This window comes from Shewanella algidipiscicola, assembly GCF_003605125.1.
Lineage (GTDB): Bacteria > Pseudomonadota > Gammaproteobacteria > Enterobacterales > Shewanellaceae > Shewanella > Shewanella algidipiscicola.
Window position 1 is genome coordinate 1 of the sequence record NZ_QPQT01000006.1, and the last position, 15,922, is coordinate 15,922.

The 15,922-nt window shown below is 45.8% G+C and carries 14 protein-coding genes and 1 pseudogene; 5 read left to right on the forward strand and 10 right to left on the reverse strand.

Annotated features, from left to right (window positions below):
* From earP to DVO77_RS07530, 5 genes are all read right to left on the reverse strand, one after another.
* Positions 1-1,119: elongation factor P maturation arginine rhamnosyltransferase EarP (gene earP, locus DVO77_RS07510; RefSeq protein ID WP_119977912.1), on the reverse strand; the 1,119-nt coding region annotated here is incomplete at its 3' end.
* Positions 1,120-1,248: 129 nt separating this feature from the next.
* On the reverse strand, positions 1,249-1,776 hold the full coding sequence (gene fldA, locus DVO77_RS07515) for a flavodoxin FldA (RefSeq protein WP_119977913.1): 528 nt from the start codon (positions 1,774-1,776) through the stop codon (positions 1,249-1,251).
* A gap of 52 nt (positions 1,777-1,828) precedes the next feature.
* Positions 1,829-2,101 (reverse strand): LexA regulated protein, encoded by a 273-nt coding sequence (gene ybfE, locus DVO77_RS07520; RefSeq protein WP_110457905.1) that lies wholly within the window; start codon positions 2,099-2,101, stop codon positions 1,829-1,831.
* Positions 2,102-2,113: 12 nt separating this feature from the next.
* On the reverse strand, positions 2,114-2,335 hold the full coding sequence (locus DVO77_RS07525; RefSeq protein ID WP_110457904.1) for a DUF2788 domain-containing protein: 222 nt from the start codon (positions 2,333-2,335) through the stop codon (positions 2,114-2,116).
* Positions 2,336-2,482: 147 nt separating this feature from the next.
* Positions 2,483-3,277, reverse strand: coding sequence for an alpha/beta fold hydrolase (locus DVO77_RS07530; RefSeq protein WP_119977914.1), 795 nt, complete (start codon positions 3,275-3,277; stop codon positions 2,483-2,485).
* Positions 3,278-3,553: 276 nt separating this feature from the next.
* Here DVO77_RS07530 and seqA point away from each other — a divergent pair, with 276 nt between their 5' ends.
* Positions 3,554-4,138: a replication initiation negative regulator SeqA gene (gene seqA / locus DVO77_RS07535; protein ID WP_119977915.1), complete on the forward strand. Its 585-nt coding sequence runs from the start codon at positions 3,554-3,556 to the stop codon at positions 4,136-4,138.
* Positions 4,139-4,348: 210 nt separating this feature from the next.
* Positions 4,349-6,016, forward strand: a complete 1,668-nt coding sequence (gene pgm, locus DVO77_RS07540; protein ID WP_119977916.1) for a phosphoglucomutase (alpha-D-glucose-1,6-bisphosphate-dependent) — start codon at positions 4,349-4,351, stop codon at positions 6,014-6,016.
* A 108-nt stretch (positions 6,017-6,124) separates the two neighbouring features.
* Here the strand turns inward: pgm and DVO77_RS07545 are convergent.
* The 3 genes and pseudogenes from DVO77_RS07545 to DVO77_RS07555 all read right to left on the reverse strand — a co-directional run bounded on the left by DVO77_RS07545 (position 6,125) and on the right by DVO77_RS07555 (position 11,796).
* Positions 6,125-9,317: pseudogene (locus DVO77_RS07545) on the reverse strand (efflux RND transporter permease subunit).
* Between the two features lie 5 nt (positions 9,318-9,322).
* Positions 9,323-10,510 carry an efflux RND transporter periplasmic adaptor subunit gene (locus tag DVO77_RS07550; RefSeq protein ID WP_119977917.1) on the reverse strand — a complete coding sequence of 396 codons (1,188 nt, stop codon included), beginning with the start codon at positions 10,508-10,510 and terminating at the stop codon, positions 9,323-9,325.
* A 263-nt stretch (positions 10,511-10,773) separates the two neighbouring features.
* Entirely contained in the window at positions 10,774-11,796 is a 1,023-nt protein-coding gene (locus DVO77_RS07555) for a phosphotransferase (protein WP_119977918.1), read from the reverse strand.
* 166 nt (positions 11,797-11,962) lie between these two features.
* Between DVO77_RS07555 and DVO77_RS19370 the strand changes: the two genes are divergently transcribed.
* From DVO77_RS19370 to DVO77_RS07565, 3 genes are all read left to right on the forward strand, one after another.
* Positions 11,963-12,157: an SDR family NAD(P)-dependent oxidoreductase gene (locus DVO77_RS19370; protein WP_308444038.1), complete on the forward strand. Its 195-nt coding sequence runs from the start codon at positions 11,963-11,965 to the stop codon at positions 12,155-12,157.
* A complete protein-coding gene (locus DVO77_RS07560) occupies positions 12,096-12,668 on the forward strand; it encodes an SDR family oxidoreductase (RefSeq protein WP_308444039.1) in 573 nt (190 codons plus the stop codon). Before DVO77_RS19370 ends, DVO77_RS07560 begins: the two co-directional genes overlap by 62 nt.
* Before the next feature lie 248 nt (positions 12,669-12,916).
* Entirely contained in the window at positions 12,917-13,192 is a 276-nt protein-coding gene (locus DVO77_RS07565; RefSeq protein WP_110457898.1) for a hypothetical protein, read from the forward strand.
* 462 nt (positions 13,193-13,654) lie between these two features.
* Here DVO77_RS07565 and gap read toward each other — a convergent pair whose 3' ends face one another.
* Together gap and DVO77_RS07575 are read right to left on the reverse strand one after the other, a co-directional pair.
* Positions 13,655-14,665: a type I glyceraldehyde-3-phosphate dehydrogenase gene (gap, locus tag DVO77_RS07570; protein ID WP_110457897.1), complete on the reverse strand. Its 1,011-nt coding sequence runs from the start codon at positions 14,663-14,665 to the stop codon at positions 13,655-13,657.
* A gap of 230 nt (positions 14,666-14,895) precedes the next feature.
* Complete coding sequence (locus tag DVO77_RS07575) at positions 14,896-15,738, reverse strand: DUF2989 domain-containing protein (RefSeq protein WP_239473302.1); 843 nt, start codon at positions 15,736-15,738, stop codon at positions 14,896-14,898.
* Positions 15,739-15,922: the final 184 nt, after the last annotated feature.

Sequence of the window (15,922 nt, forward strand, 5' to 3'; positions counted from 1 at the left end):
GTCAATAGGCCATTGTTTTGCGTGTCGCATCATCGGCCTATTGGCTAAATTAAGTGTTTGCCACTGTTCAATCAATGTGGTGGTGTCGTCTTGATTGAAGGCCAAATTCAATGCTGTATAGCCCTTGGCTATTTCAGGGGGCAGATTATGACAATAAAGTTGCAAAAAGGCTCGTAATTTTATTAGGTGATAATCATCTTCTTGGGCATAAATATGCCATATGAAGGGTTTTGCCGCCCATTGAGCCCGCAAAAACGAGTCTTCGCCGCGAACGATGTTGATGTCGCAGCTCCATAACAAGCGATCGAAGCCGGTTTGATCTGTCATCGGCAGGATATGCAGGGTTAAATTACCTAATTCAAATTGCTGGCCAGCACGGGCGTTTGCCAATGCAGGTAACAATTGACTAAGACTGTTTAAACTGCGCCCTAGGGGGATAAGCGCATGGATCTTTTGTGCCGATGTCTGCCATAACTTGCATAAGGCATTGAGGCAGGGTGTCTCGTAGCTAAAGATACTCACCACAGTGTCTTGCGCTGCAATGCCGCTGAGTCCCAGTTGGTTAAACAAATCCAGTTTATTTTGTGGATCTGCCTGCCACTCATCTCTTTGTGTGAATAAGCTGCGCTCACAGATAAGCCCACCAGTTTTAGCGGTAAAGCCTGGGAAGTAGAAATACTTTTTTAAACCACTATGTTGCAGAGATGGCAGCCCATGACAGCCTTCGACCCAATCTTCTGCGCTTAAGTATTCAAGATTAAGCCAAACTGGCGGTCTTTGTTGGCTACTGCGATGGCAAGCTGTGATCGTATCAATCACCGTATCGGGCAGCTCGCAGGCAAAGGCTTCAATCAGTACTGCGCCGCAGCGATACTCAAGCACCAAGGGTTGATGCCATTGCTTGATGGTGACGCCATTAAAAGATTGTATCGCCAGAGTTGGGTTTAGACTGGGTAAAATATGCGAAAAACTGTGCAGATCATCGACCCACAAATTAATTTCAAGTTGATATTCTGCCGCCAATTGCTTAGCAAGGCGCCAAGTGACACCTATGTCACCATAGTTATCGACTACAGCGCAAAAAATATCCCAATGTTGAGGTGTGCTATTGTTATCCATCTTACCGTTGTCTTAGCTATCTACCAGAAAATGTGTCGGTTGAAATTGCAGTTGTTATCAATAGTCATGCACAAAAAAGCGGCTATAAGCCGCTTTTTACATATCTACCGTTATCCCGCTAGAGCAAAATTAATCTTCTAATTCAGCCAGGCACATCTCTTCGTAAATCTGCTTAACCCAAGCATCAACACGCTCTTCGGTTAATTCAGGCTGACGGTCTTCATCGATGCCAAGGCCGACAAAATGTTTATCATCGGCTAAGCCCTTAGAGGCTTCAAAGTTATAGGTGTCGGTTGGCCAATGACCAATGACTACAGCGCCACGCGCTTCAACAATGTCGTTAACCATGCCCATCGCATCAAGGAAATATTCGGCGTAGTCTTCTTGATCGCCACAACCAAAAATGGCCACCAGCTTACCATCAAAGTCAATTTGCTCTAATTCGGGGAAAAAGTCATCCCAGTCACATTGTGCTTCGCCGTAATACCAGGTGGGAATACCAAAAATGAGGAGATCGTAATCGGCGATCTGCTCTTTAGTACTCTTGGCGATATCTTTAACATCGACCATTTTTTTACCCAGTTTCTTCTGGATCATTTTGGCGACGGCTTCGGTGTTACCTGTGTCACTGCCGAAAAAAAGACCTACAGTTGCCATTGTCTTTCCTTTATCTAGTTCATTAATTTATTGATGCAAATTTGCAATGTATTCAGCGATCAACCTGCTGCTGCAAAATTGACTCGATTAACTGGCTGCGGCTGATGTTACTGGCCAATGCCTTTTCATTCAAGGCGTCATACAAATCTTGTGACACCTTTAACTCTATACGTTTTAAACCATTAGCCCTGTCGCGCTGAATTTGATTGCGCTTATTGACCTTTAACTGTTGCTCTCTGGATAACGGATTACTGCGAGGACGACCTCGACGCTTTTCAGTAGCAAACAGGTCTATCGTTGTTCTGTCTGATGATTCTTTTGCCATTGAAACTACATGTTAACCAATGCCTGAGCCTTCCCAGGACATCTGTATTAATCCTTTTGCTATAAATCCGGCGCAGCCGAGAAACAAAACCAGCCATACAATATAACGGCCAAACTTCGGGACCTTTCCCTGTTTTAGCACATCATGTATCGCCATACCTATGAAGAAAAATATCGCTGCAAAGAACAGATTTAAGCCTAAAGCCTCTATCTGTTCCATATACTGAGATAACATTGCTGCGTTCCCTCAGGTTAAAAAAAGAGGCGCGAATATACCATAGTTAATGACGGCCTGCTATACGATTTACGCAACGCCATTTGAAAATTATTACTGGCTTCTTAATTTACAATCATCGCAGTTATGTGGTTAATGCTCTTATGATTAGTGATCATTTTGAGTAATAAACTCACTAACAATACGGTTAAAAATGGCCGGTTTTTGTGCATGTAACCAATGCCCCGTCCCCGCGATAGTTTTGGCTTGAATTGCAGGGAACTGATTGAGAAAGGCTTGCCTGTGTTCGGCTAAAACATAATCTGAATCTGCGCCGCGAATACACAGACTTGGCCCAGTGTAGGGGACGGGCAGAGTATTTGCTGATGCAGAGTCATTAAAGGGCCAGCCAATAAGCTCCGCGTAACAGGCTTGCAGTCCGGCAAGGTTCATCTTCCAACTAAATCCAACATCAGACTTTTGTAAGTTTTTCAGTAAAAACAGTGCGGTACCTTCGTCAATACCAGCCTCTGTCAATTGCCCCAACGCCTGGGCCCGATTGGTTAATTGGCTTACATCTAGGCTTGTTAAGCCGGCAAACACGCTCTGATGTCGAGGTTGATAGGCCACAGGGGCAATGTCGGCCGCGGTCATACTGATCACGCGTTCGGGATAACGCAGTGCGGTTGCCATGGCAATTTTACCGCCCATCGAGTGGCCAACAAAATGAGCCGCTTCAATAGATAGTTCATCCAATAGGTCAACCATCGCCTTAGCCAAGCTGAGGTAATCCATCTGCTGCCAATGGGGGCTGAGGCCATGATTCGGCACATCAAGGCGGATCACTTGATGATTAGCTAAGGCTGTCCCCAATGCTTTGAGGTTATCGAGGTTACCAAACAGGCCATGAATAAGGATGACTGGAGACCCTTGGCCAGTGACGACATAATTGACAGTAGACATAAGTGTTCGGTGTTGAAAATTTGCGCCAAATTGTGCCTGCAAACGGGGTTAAATAACAGCACTATCCCGTGATGCTTGGCTTAGCTGCATGGTTTTTCACCGATTGGGCGACAATTTGCAGTGTAACTGGCTATATAGATCAAATTTAGCCACACAGGCCTTTATTCCCTGAGGGCAGATAGCATACACTTGAGAGGATCTGACAAATGGGTGTATGGATCGATAAGCAAACAATAATAATGGGTTAATTTTCACTGTTTAAGGAAGATTTTGGTCATGAAATATATTGAGATTGATGAAGAGTTGTATCGCCATATCGCAAGCAAAACTGAGCGCATAGGGGAGAGTGCTTCAGAGATCCTCCGTCGACTACTGGGCTTAGATATTGAGCGCGTTAATGTTGAAGCCGTTGCTACGCCGCCACCTGAAAAGATCAGTCAACCTGGCATGGACAGACAACAAGAAATGGCCAGCTCTGCTACCGCGCGTGTTGATGAAACCACGGCACCGGCTATCTCATTATCAACCTTGGTTAACCAACTAACGGATACAGAGGCGTTAGCGCAACAAAAAGGTGCTGTGGGTCGCTTCTTATTTAGTTTAGAAACCGTTTATAAAGCAATGCCACAGCAATTTGATCAAGTGTTGCAAATTCAAGGCCGCGACCGTCTCTATTTTGCCACTTCTAAGGCATCATTGCTTAAAGCCAGTAAGTCAGCCAACCCGAAAGAGATCGGCCAAAGCGGTTTTTGGGTAACAACCAATAATAATACTGCTAAAAAACGCACTATTTTAAGTGAAGTATTAACTCAGTTTGGGGTTGACCCAGAGCAAGTTGAACTGATTGTGAACCAAATTTAAGCGCTACACTTTACACGTTTGACAGCTTATCTGCGATAACATCATAAAGCATTTAAAATCATCGGATATATTTAGTTGGCTCAAGCTTGTGTATTACCGTTTGTAAATTAATATCTTATTAATTCAGTGAATTGCCATAGCAATACAGGTAGTGAGCTTGAAGCTTGGCATCGTATTTTCACCCTCAAAGATCAGAAACAGGATTCAATTTTGGCGATAGATAAACGGGCAGGACTTGCTGCAGCACAAATGGACTTGGTTAATATCCCTAAATTGATGAGCCATTATTATCGATTGTCTCCCGACGTCAATATCGACTCACAACGGGTTAGTTTTGGTACCTCAGGCCATCGTGGTTGCGCCTTTGCTAAGAGTTTTAATGAAAAGCATATTTTGGCCATAGTTCAAGCTGTGGTCGATTATCGTCAACAAGCTGGGATAACAGGCCCCATGTTAGTTGGCATCGATACCCATGCGTTATCACAAGCGGCGTTTGTGACCACCTTAGAAGTGTTAAGCGGCAACGCGGTAACCGCACGAGTGGCAGCCCATGATGAATTTACGCCAACGCCGGTGATATCCCATGGGATTGTTCGGGCGAACCGCGCTAAATCAAAACCGGGCGCGGCATTAACCGATGGCTTAATCATCACCCCATCCCATAACCCGCCACAAGATGGCGGTATTAAATATAATCCTCCCCATGGGGGGCCTGCAGAAGGTGAGATAACCGCCTGGATTGAAGCGCGCGCGAATCAGTATCTGGCTAAACAGCTTGAGGGCGTGAAACGGCTCACCTATGCATTGGCGACCAACACCAGTTTAATTCAGCCTGTCGACTTTATGACGGCTTATGTGGATAGCCTTGACGATGTTATCGATATGCAGGCCATCAGCCGTGCAGGAGTTAGAATTGGTGTCGATCCATTAGGGGGGGCAGGGATTCATTACTGGGACAAAATTGCTAAGCGCTATCAACTCGATATTACCTTGGTCAATGACAAGGTCGATCCCAGTTTTAGCTTTATGCCGCTAGATAAAGATGGCAAGATCCGTATGGACTGCTCATCCCCCTATGCCATGGCAGGCTTGCTGGCCCATCAACATGAGTTTGATATCTGTGTCGGTAATGATCCCGATTATGATCGTCACGGTATTGTGTGCCCGAGCACCGGCTTAATGAACCCTAATCACTTCCTCGCGGTGGCAATCGAATATTTACTCACCCATCGTCCGCAGTGGGCTGACAGCTTAGCCATCGGCAAAACCTTGGTCTCCAGCGCGATGATCGATAAGGTATGCCTTGAGCTAGGTCGACCATTGTGTGAAGTACCGGTGGGCTTTAAGTGGTTTGTTGATGGCCTGAGTGAGGCCACATTGGCCTTTGGCGGTGAAGAGAGTGCTGGCGCGGCATTTTTGCAACGTGATGGCCGCACTTGGTGTAGTGATAAAGATGGTTTTATTATGGCCTTGCTGGCGGCAGAGATCGTAGCGGTAACGGGGCAGACGCCTGCGCAGCGTTATCAGCAGATGGTTGAGCGTCACGGCGAGAGTTTTTATCAGCGCATCGACTCGCCAGTAACGCCCAAACGCAAAGCCAAATTTAATCGATTAATCACCCAAAGTGTCACTTGTGAGTTATTGGGAAGTGATACCTTGGCGGGCGATGCCATCACCGCTATCTTAACTCATGCTCCAGGCAATCAGGCGCCAATTGGGGGGGTAAAGGTGGTGACGGCGAATGGCTGGTTTGCTGCGCGCCCCTCGGGTACCGAAGCCTTGTTTAAGCTCTATGGTGAGAGCTTTGTATCGGCCGAGCATCTTGAGCAACTATTAGCGCAAGCGCAGCAGATGATAGAGACGATGCTGTCGGCATAACGGCCATTGCTTAAGACGGTCACATAAAAGGCGGTCAACATAAAAAAGCCAGCATCTCGCTGGCTTTTTTGTTGCGTCGTTAAACCGTCATCGACTTGCCTAAATCCTTTAAGATTGTGGCTCAGGCTGTAGATCTGTGGGTGACATTGCAGTATCTCCTGTCGATTTTGGCTGAAATAACGCCTTAATATCTTCAATCATCAGATAGAGGCAGGGGATCAATACCAAGGTGACTGCGGTCGCAAATAACACCCCAAAGGCTAAGGATACCGCCATAGGAATTACCATTTTCGCCTGCATGCTGGTCTCTGTCATGATAGGCACTAAGCCGATAAAGGTGGTCAGCGAGGTCAGTAAAATCGCCCTAAAGCGGCGACAGCCAGCATTGATCACCGCGACTTTCATGGTCACGCCGCTTTGGCGTGAGCGGTTGATATAATCCACCATCACCAAAGAGTCGTTAACCACCACCCCAGCGGCGGCAATAATCCCAAACAGTGACAAGGCACTTAAATCTATGCCTAAGATCATATGCCCCAGAACTGAGCCAATTACCCCAAACGGGATCACCGACATGATCATAAAGGGTTGCAAGTACGACTTTAACGGCACGGCAAGCAAGCTGTAGATCACCAAGAGCGAAATGACAAAGTCGCGTAGCTGAGTACTGGCGCTTTCCATCTGCTCTTGAATATTACCTGACACTTCACTCTTCACTCTTCACTCTTGGGTATTGCTTCAATAGGTCAGGAATAAAGTTATCACGAATATCCTGCGCTAATTTAAAGGGTTCAGCCTGCGCAGCATCGACGGTAGCCCACACATTGATGGTGCGATTACCGTTTTCGCGGCGAATGCCATTCACCCCTTGAGTGATTTCGATTTCAGCCAGCTCTGATAGCGGGATCTCAGCGCCTTGGGGCGTCTGGATCATCACCTCTGTCACATGGGTTATCGCATTACGTTGCGCCTCTGGATAGCGCAGCATCACCTTTATCTCCTCGCCGTTACGTAAAATCCGCTGTGCCTCCATCCCATAAAAACTGGCACTCACTTGGGTGGCAATATCAGCTAACGTTAAGCCGACACCGTTAGCGAGGGGTTTAAGCTTAAACTGCACCTCTTTAGCATTGGATTGGCGGCTATCATTCACATCGCCGACCCCTTTTAAGGTGTTCAGTTTCGCTTTTAACGCCAAGGCCGCGGCGACGAGCTGCGCGTCATTTTTCCCCTCTAAACGAAAGCTAATGTCACCGTCATCACGACCGCCACCAAATAAATTATCTTGTATGGTAAAGGACTTGACGCCGGCAATGGTGGGCATGGCTTGCCGCCAACGCTCGGCAAGGGCAAAGGTATCCATCGGCCTCATTTCAGGGTCGACCAATTTGGTCATGATATTGGCACTGGTACGGCCTTCAAGGTCAACCTGCATATCGGCTATCATTCTTTGCCCATATTCGGCTTCTATGGCTTTATCGACATCATATAAGGCCTGTTCGATAGCGAGCGCGGCCGCCAGAGTTGCTTTTTCCGAGGCATCAACATTCATCTCTACATTGACCCGCGGGAAATCATGGGGGATCTTAGGCTGACCTACATAGCGGATAATGCCACCAGAGTAGAGCCCAGCGCAGATTAAGATAAAACTGATAAACAGCATGATGACGGCGTAGCGATACTTTACCGCTAAGGTTAATGATGGATGATACCAATGGCGTATCACATATTGTAAGCCGTTATCGACTCGGTATTGCAGCGCGTTGACCGCCAATCTAAGCAAGTCTAGCGGCTTTTTAGAGCCGGGTTTGACAATGGTTTTGGGTTTCATGCGGGCTAAGTGTGCGGGTAAAATGAGCTTAGACTCCACCAGAGAGAATAGCAGACACAAGATCACCACATAGCCAATAGATTGGCCAAATGCCGAGGAGGGGCCATCATCGAGCGTAATAGGCAAAAATGCCGCAATGGTGGTCAATACGCCAAAGGTTGCAGGCATGGCAACCCGTTTCACTCCGCGGATCACATTGTCGATATTTTGCCCATGTTTTTCACATTCAGTATGGGCACTTTCTCCCATCACAATGGCATCATCGACCACAATCCCCAGCACTAAGATAAAGGCAAAGAGGCTAATGACATTGATGGTGACATCGATCATCGCCATGGGCATAAATAGTAAGGTGCCAAGGAAACACACCGGCAGCCCCATCATGACCCAAAACGCTAAACGTACCCGTAAAAACAGCGCCAGCATGATAAATACCAAGACGGCGCCACTCTTCATGCTGTCTAGCATCAGGTCGAGCCGGCCCTCAAGGTAGTAGGTCATATCGACCCAAGTTTCTAACTTGAGTCCAGCTGGCAAGGTTTGCTGTTTATCGTTAACATATTGCTTAACGACTTTGGCCACATCGGTCATGCTCTGATCGTTGGATGCGCCAATAAAGAAAGTGACCGAGTTTTTACCGTTAAATTTTGAGTATTGGATCCCTTCTTCAAAACCGTCGATAACGGTGGCCACATCCCCAAGCAACACATTAGTGCCATCTTCTAAGGTGATCAGCGGCAGGTTTTCAAATTCATAGCCCACATACGCCTGATTTTGTACCCTGAGATTGATATAACCGTTTTCCGCTTTAATTTGCCCAGCGGACATATTGCGCGAATAACCGCGCACTGCGCTTGCGACATCGCTAAAGGTCAGGTTATATTCACGCAGCCTATCTTTGCTGACCTCGATGGCAACTTCATAGCCTAAACCACCATAAAAATCAGTGATATTAACCAGCGGCAGTTGCATCAGCTCATCGTGGATCTTCTCACCAAGCTCTTTTAATTGTTTAGGTGAAACGTCACCATACAAGCTGATGTAAAACACCTCTTGCCTTAACTTGATGCGCTCAACACGTGGGCGCTCCATGCCATCGGGAAAACTGGAGATGGAGTCAATTTCAGATTTGATCTCATCGAGCACCACTTGTGGATCATAGGAGTCTTCGATACGAAAGTAGCCCGAGGCTGAATTACGGTTTGAATAGGTGATCACCCGTTTCAATCCTTGAACCCGCTCGAGGGCCTCTTCTACTTTTATGGTGATCCCTTCTTCAACCTCCTGTGGCGCCGCCCCAGGATAGAAAGCACTGAATTGAACCCAGTTAATCTCCACTTGTGGGAAGAACTGTTTACGAATGGTGTTGGCTGTCATTAAGCCACCTAGAATGATAATGATCATCAACAGGTTGGCTGCCACGCTATTACGTGCAAACCAGGCAATGATGCCTTTATTAGTATCAGGCATCCAAATTATTCCTTATCATCCATTGCCAGTTGGGTTGATGGGGTCAGGGTGTCTTCAGGTATCGGTTGTGGTGCTTCTAATGCCAGTGCCATGCCCGCAATGGGGTAGTCAAGGGGCGAGGTGATCACTCTCATACCAGACTCAAGTCCTTCGCTTATGACAACTTGAGCCCCTTGTTCACGTAGCACCTGCACCTTTTGATATTTAAGTTGGTTGTTATCATCGAGCAACGCAATTTTGTTATCGACAATGAGATGGCGTGCAACCGTCGTGACACTTTGGGCTTGGCGGCCTTTGATATTGGCTGTGATATAACTGCCAAAACGTAGCGGCTGTTTCGGCGATGCCAAACCGTACGGATCAATCACTTCGGCCACCAGATAGGTCATGCGACTACGGTCATCGATGACGCCCTCGCTGCGGACTATGGTGGCTTGCCATTGTTGTGGTAAGCCAGCAACATCACCATGTAGAGTGACGCTAGCACCTATGCCACGATCGTTAAGGTAGCGGACTTCTTTATCGGGTAGCGGTAAGCGGATCTCGGCTTTTTGGGTACTGAGCACATTGCCAAGTGCGGTGCCCGTACTGACATAAGAGCCAAGGCCAACGTGGCGAGTTTCAATTAAGGCATCGTAGGGGGCTTTGATAATGGTGCGTTCAAGATTTCGCTTGGCGCGCAAAACACCGGCTTCAGATGAATGCAGACGAGCTAACTCTTGTGCAAGCTGGGGTTTACGCAGGCTTAGGGGAGTTGGGACGCCATTTTCAATACGTTTCCACTCCTCTTCGGCGACTTTGCCAAAGGCTTTTTCTTGTACTAAGGTCGCCTTGGCCGATGCCAGTGTAGCTTCGGCATCAATTAACGCCGCCTCATAATCACTTGGGTCAATCTTTGCCAGCACTTGCCCCTGTTTGACAAAGCCACCTCGGACAAACGCATCGGCTAAATAAACAATTTCACCGCTGACCTGTGATACCAGCTCGGTTTCATATTTAGCCGCGACTATGCCATAAGAGTTAACAGCGAAGATCATCGGCTGCTTCTCAATAATATCAACCGCAACCACTGGGGTATTATCCACAACGGGCTTCTCTTGCGGAGGCTGTTTCATTGCTGCCATGACGGCGTATCCGCCAATCCCGGCGGCGAGGACGACAATAGGTAATATTATTTGTTTTTTACTTGCCACAAACGGCTTCCTCTTGTTGAAGCTAAGTTATGCTCATTGGACTCATAATTGTCTCCATAAGAAGACAATGATACGGACGTATTAACTTTAAGGTTGGAATGTTAGCCTAATGGCGTAATTGATAAAGTCTAATAATGTAAACAGGTGTGTAACAAGTTGGCAACCATGGCTGAGCAGTTCAGCTGGCTAAATATGTGGCGGCTTAACGATGCAGAGTAAGAACTAGATTATTGTGATCAATAGCCTCAGCTTGACAAGAATGGTTACAACAGAGCCAGCGCTTGGCGGGTCATCATGTCACTAAAACGATGTCGCTTATGGTGTGATGGTGCCCAGCCTGCTAAAAATCGTTCAAAATCAGCCCAAGCAAAAGGCAATAGTTGTTGCCATTCACAGATAGCTGCATCGATCACAGCCCCCGTTAAGGTAGCGCTAGCTGACTTGCGAAATTGACTAAAGTAATGTTCCATGAGCTCGTCATAATGTGTAAAGAGCATGGCTTCGTCCAAGCAGCTGCCTAAGAGGTAGATAACATCTTTAACCCCGCAACCTTTACCGACATATTGAAAGTCTAAGGCGGCAACACTCACGCTTGCACCGTGTTCAGCGGCATCATTGCGAAAGCAAAAGTTAGCCACTTTGGCATCGCCATGCACTAAAGTGTGAAATTGAGCTTGGTTGAGCCGAGCATCAATGGCGTGCGCTGCTTGTTTAAGCGCGCAGTCATCCATAGCGGCATATTCTTGCATACGTGTGGCCAGATACCAGTAGGTGCCTTGAGGCCATAACCCTGCTGGCCACTCCTTTGTGGGGTTATGGATCATAAATTGACCATGGAACGCCGCGAGCCAACTTAACACCGCCTTGGTTTGTGTAACCGTTAATGACTGATAACGCAGTGGATAGCCGGCAGTCCTTATATTACTGCTATCCAAATCACTGAGGACCATAACCGACTCGTTAGTATTATCACCTTGGTAGTGGGCAATATAAGTTGGCATTGGCGTGGCTGGCCCACACAAGTGCGCCCAGTGTCGATACCAATCTGCTTCAACTTGATAGGAGCGCATCTTACGTTGGTGAGCGATCGCATTATGCCACTGATAGGGATGGTCAACGTCAAGCGGGGGACTAATATACTTTACAATGACACTGCGTGGTTTTGCGTTGATCTGCAGTTGATAACGGGCGATTTCACCATAACCACTCCATAAGGTTTGTAGACTCGCCACTTTTACCACTTGAGTGGCATCTAATATCGATGCTAAATATTGGCAAATATCCAAAACAGAGGACCATCTAAAAAAATAAGAGGCTTATTGTGGCAAAAACATCTTTAGGTTAACAGAGGCGTTAACGCTAAATTAGATAGCATCTTGGTAAATACCAAATGTCATAAGGCGTTTTTTGAAACCCACAACGTGAAAAAGTAGACAACATAAGGAAGGGCATATGAGTCAACATATAGTGATCACCGGCGCCAATCGAGGCATTGGATTAGGATTTGTTAACCATTATCTCAAACAAGGCATGCGTGTCACCGCGTGTCACCGCGTGTTGCCGCGCGCCGCAACACGCCGATGCATTGCAGCGTTTAAGTCAACAGTATCCACAATTAAGCTTGGTGAGACTGGATATTACCGTTAAAGCCGAGATGAATGCGTTTATTGATAGCCTTGTTGGAGAACCAATCGATCTGCTGATTAATAATGCCGGTGACTATGGTCCTAAAGGGGTCACATTTGGCCATTGTGACGAGCAGGAGTGGCTTAAGGTGATGCAAGTTAATGCCATCGCCCCCATCATGCTGACACAAACCTGTTATCCGTTATTAAAGCAAAGCAGGCAGAGTAAAGTGATTTTCATCTCCTCTAAAATGGGCAGTATTGCCGATAATAATAGTGGCGGGGCATACCTGTATCGCTCATCTAAGGCGGCGCTTAATGCCGCTGTAAAAAGTCTCGCCATTGATTTGCATGTTGATGGTATCGCCTGTGCTGTATATCATCCTGGCTGGGTACAAACCGCTATGGGAGGCCCTAATGCGCTTATCAGTGTAAAGGACTCTGTCGCGGGCTTAAGCCATTGTATTGACAAGTTAGTATTAACTGGTAGTGGTGGCTTTTATAATTATGATGGTAATCCACTGCCTTGGTAAGCAAGTTATACACACGAGCTGAGATGGCGATGCTGTAAAGCTCAGCCGGGCATCAGCCCATACATTCAATATGCGAGTCAATGTAGGGCATTGAAAGCTTCGCTTGTTAAGTCTTGGGCGGTAGAGGTATTGTTAACGCTCTATATTTGGTACAATTTAGGACCGCATGCAATTTGGATGAGATGTTATATAATTTTTTATTGTCATTTTCGTAGGTTTACATTTTCTCATCGTAAAAAGGTCTGGTTATGAAACATGTTGTAGATAAAATGCTCGATAAACATGATGGTTTAGTGCATTCAGAAGGAGTGAAAATTCTTTCTCATACTCAAAGAGAAACCGACGAGTGGGTACAACATACGGTAATGATTGAAGGCTGTGATGCACCGTTTAAATTTAAGCGCACTAAAAAATACCGTAGTTTACAAGGGCAGAAGGTGAATATGACCTACTACCCTGAGGTTGAAACAGTTGCTGGGCTGGAATTTGAGGTGATGAAAGTCGTGCGGATAAAACGCTTTTAAATACATTTAAACCTTATCAACTGCTAAGGTCATGACTTTTAAATTATTATTGGTTAATTGCTACCGATAAGATTGTGAGGCGCAGGTTGATCAACGGGGATATCGGCCCCCATTTCCCCCTCGGCCGGTTTATTTTCGAGTGCAATTTTTCTCTAAATTCAATGTATGCTCAATCGTTACAGTAACTCTATATATTGCCTCATCTATACTGGCTGAATAACGTTTACAAAAGCCATACACTCATCTGTCTCTTCGCCACTAAAGTAACGATCTGCTAGGTAACTGATATTAAGTTGCTTCATCAAATGATGAGCAGTGACTCTTTGCGAAATGCTTGGCTGGTGGATCGGTTGTCAGAATGCATGAAATGAAAAAGGAGCCTAATGGCTCCTTTTATATGTTTATTAACTTATCTAACCCCTAACTTATTTAATCCCAATAGTGGTTAGTGAGGCTTACTTATCACTTGGCATTCATCAGGGCAACGGCGTTATCTAACATGCGGTTGCTAAAGCCCCACTCGTTATCGTACCAAGCCATTACCTTGACTAGGCGACCATTTACGCGAGTCTGCGTTGCATCAAAATTAGATGAGTAAGGGTTATGGTTAAAATCGATAGAAACCAGTGGCTCATGATTAACCGCCAATACTTCACTCATTGGTGCAACACTGGCTGCTTTTTCGATGATGGCATTGATCTCTTCAACCGTGGTATCACGGGCTGCGATGAAAGACAGATCGACCAATGATACGTTTACCGTAGGTACGCGCACTGCGAGTCCATCAAATTTGCCTGCTAATTCTGGTACTACAAGGCCAACAGCCGCCGCTGCCCCCGTCTTTGTTGGGATCATCGACATAGCCGCAGCACGGGCACGGCGTAAATCAGTGTGATACACGTCTGATAAACGTTGATCATTGGTATAAGCGTGAATTGTGGTCATCAGACCCGACTCGATACCAATTTCGTCATTTAACGGCTTAGCAAAAGGTGCTAGGCAGTTTGTGGTGCAAGACGCATTGGAAATTACCGTCATATCTGGAGTAATAATGTCATTGTTGACGCCGTATACGACAGTCGCATCGACATTTTTACCTGGGGCAGAAATAATCACTTTCTTCGCGCCCGCAGTTAGATGCGGTTGCACCGCTTCTTTAGACGTAAAAATACCTGTACATTCAAATACTACATCGATATTTAACTCTGCCCATGGTAGCTTGCCCGGATCACGTTCAGAGAAGGTAAGGATTTTATCTTGGTTTACATAGATAGCCTCATCATCATGCTCGACCTTGGCATTAAAACGGCCATGTACAGAATCGTACTTGGTGAGGTGAGCATTAATAGAAGCATCGCCTAAATCGTTAATGGCAACGATTTGGATTGGATAGTCTTTTTCGCTTTCATAAAGCGCGCGAAGTATGTTTCTACCGATACGGCCATAGCCGTTAATTGCAACGCGGATAGTCATCTCATATCCCTCAAGTAAATGTATAAAAGTAATCTGGTAGTAAAATTACCAAAATGACAGCTATCGTCAAGCGATATCGGCTGATATCGGTTAAATAGCGTAACAATTTCGCAGTTTTCTATACAAAGATCAGGTTTTTTACAGAAAAATGGGCTTAACCTGTAAAAAAAATACTATATATTACGAATATATTGCCAACAAAACGGGTCGACAAGTCACTTTATCACCTTTCATTGCGCATTTGGGTGTAATTGCTGTCGAATATCACTAGAAGCGTAGTCGCCTCGGTTAAGATGCACAACTAGGGTTTGTGCTTGCTCTGTTAAGACGGCCTCAAGCTGTTTATTACCATTAACTAAGGCACTCATTTTTTGCGCCGAGGCGGTATTGTCGGTCATTAAGACGTTGGCCTTAGAAAACAGGTAGGTTTTTTCTAAATCGCCTTGCTGCTGATAAAGGCTAGCGAGTCCCAATAGCCAGTCAGGATTAAACTGCTCAGGGCTGGTGGTCTCTAACAAATTAAAATACAGCGTCATTGCCTTTTGGTTATCTGATTTTTGATAGTAGGCGGCCAATTGCGCCAAAATCAGTGGATCGCTTATTTTGCCTGCGCGCTCAGCCTGAATCACTCGTGCCTGTGCCTGTACATCGCTTAAACGGGTCCAGTGGTAAAACGACAAATAGATGTCGGGATTATTTTTGGTTGTGGCTTGCAGTTGCGAGAGATTTTGCGCGCTGACACCAAAGGCTTTGGCGCGATCATTTGTACGCTCTGGATGCAAAATATGTTGAACACCTGCAGCCAGTTCGATGCATTTGTTGTAATTTTCTAGGTTGATCAGCTGTTGATAAACTTGCTCACCAGAGGGCGACGGGCTGTTTTTTAAGACATAGCGTTGCTTGATCAAGTCTGCTTTTTCATATTTACACCAACTATCGCGATGTAAATCGTCACAAAGCTCAGGATTATTTTTACAAATGGTGGTGGTATTAACACCATTATCACAGCCGAAAAGGGTGAAAACGCTTAAAACCGACAATAATGGTGTAATGATTACAAATTTTATACGCAAGTCGAGTTCCTTTGGTGATTTTATCTAATATTATTACACGTTTACGGAAAATATCTTACTAGATCGAAAGCCGTGTTTTCATTACAATAGCGCCGACCAACAAGGGGGATTTTGTACTGATAAGACTAGATTATTGGGCTTTTCTCTTTGTTACTCAAATATTTCTACAAATAAAGTAGTTAAA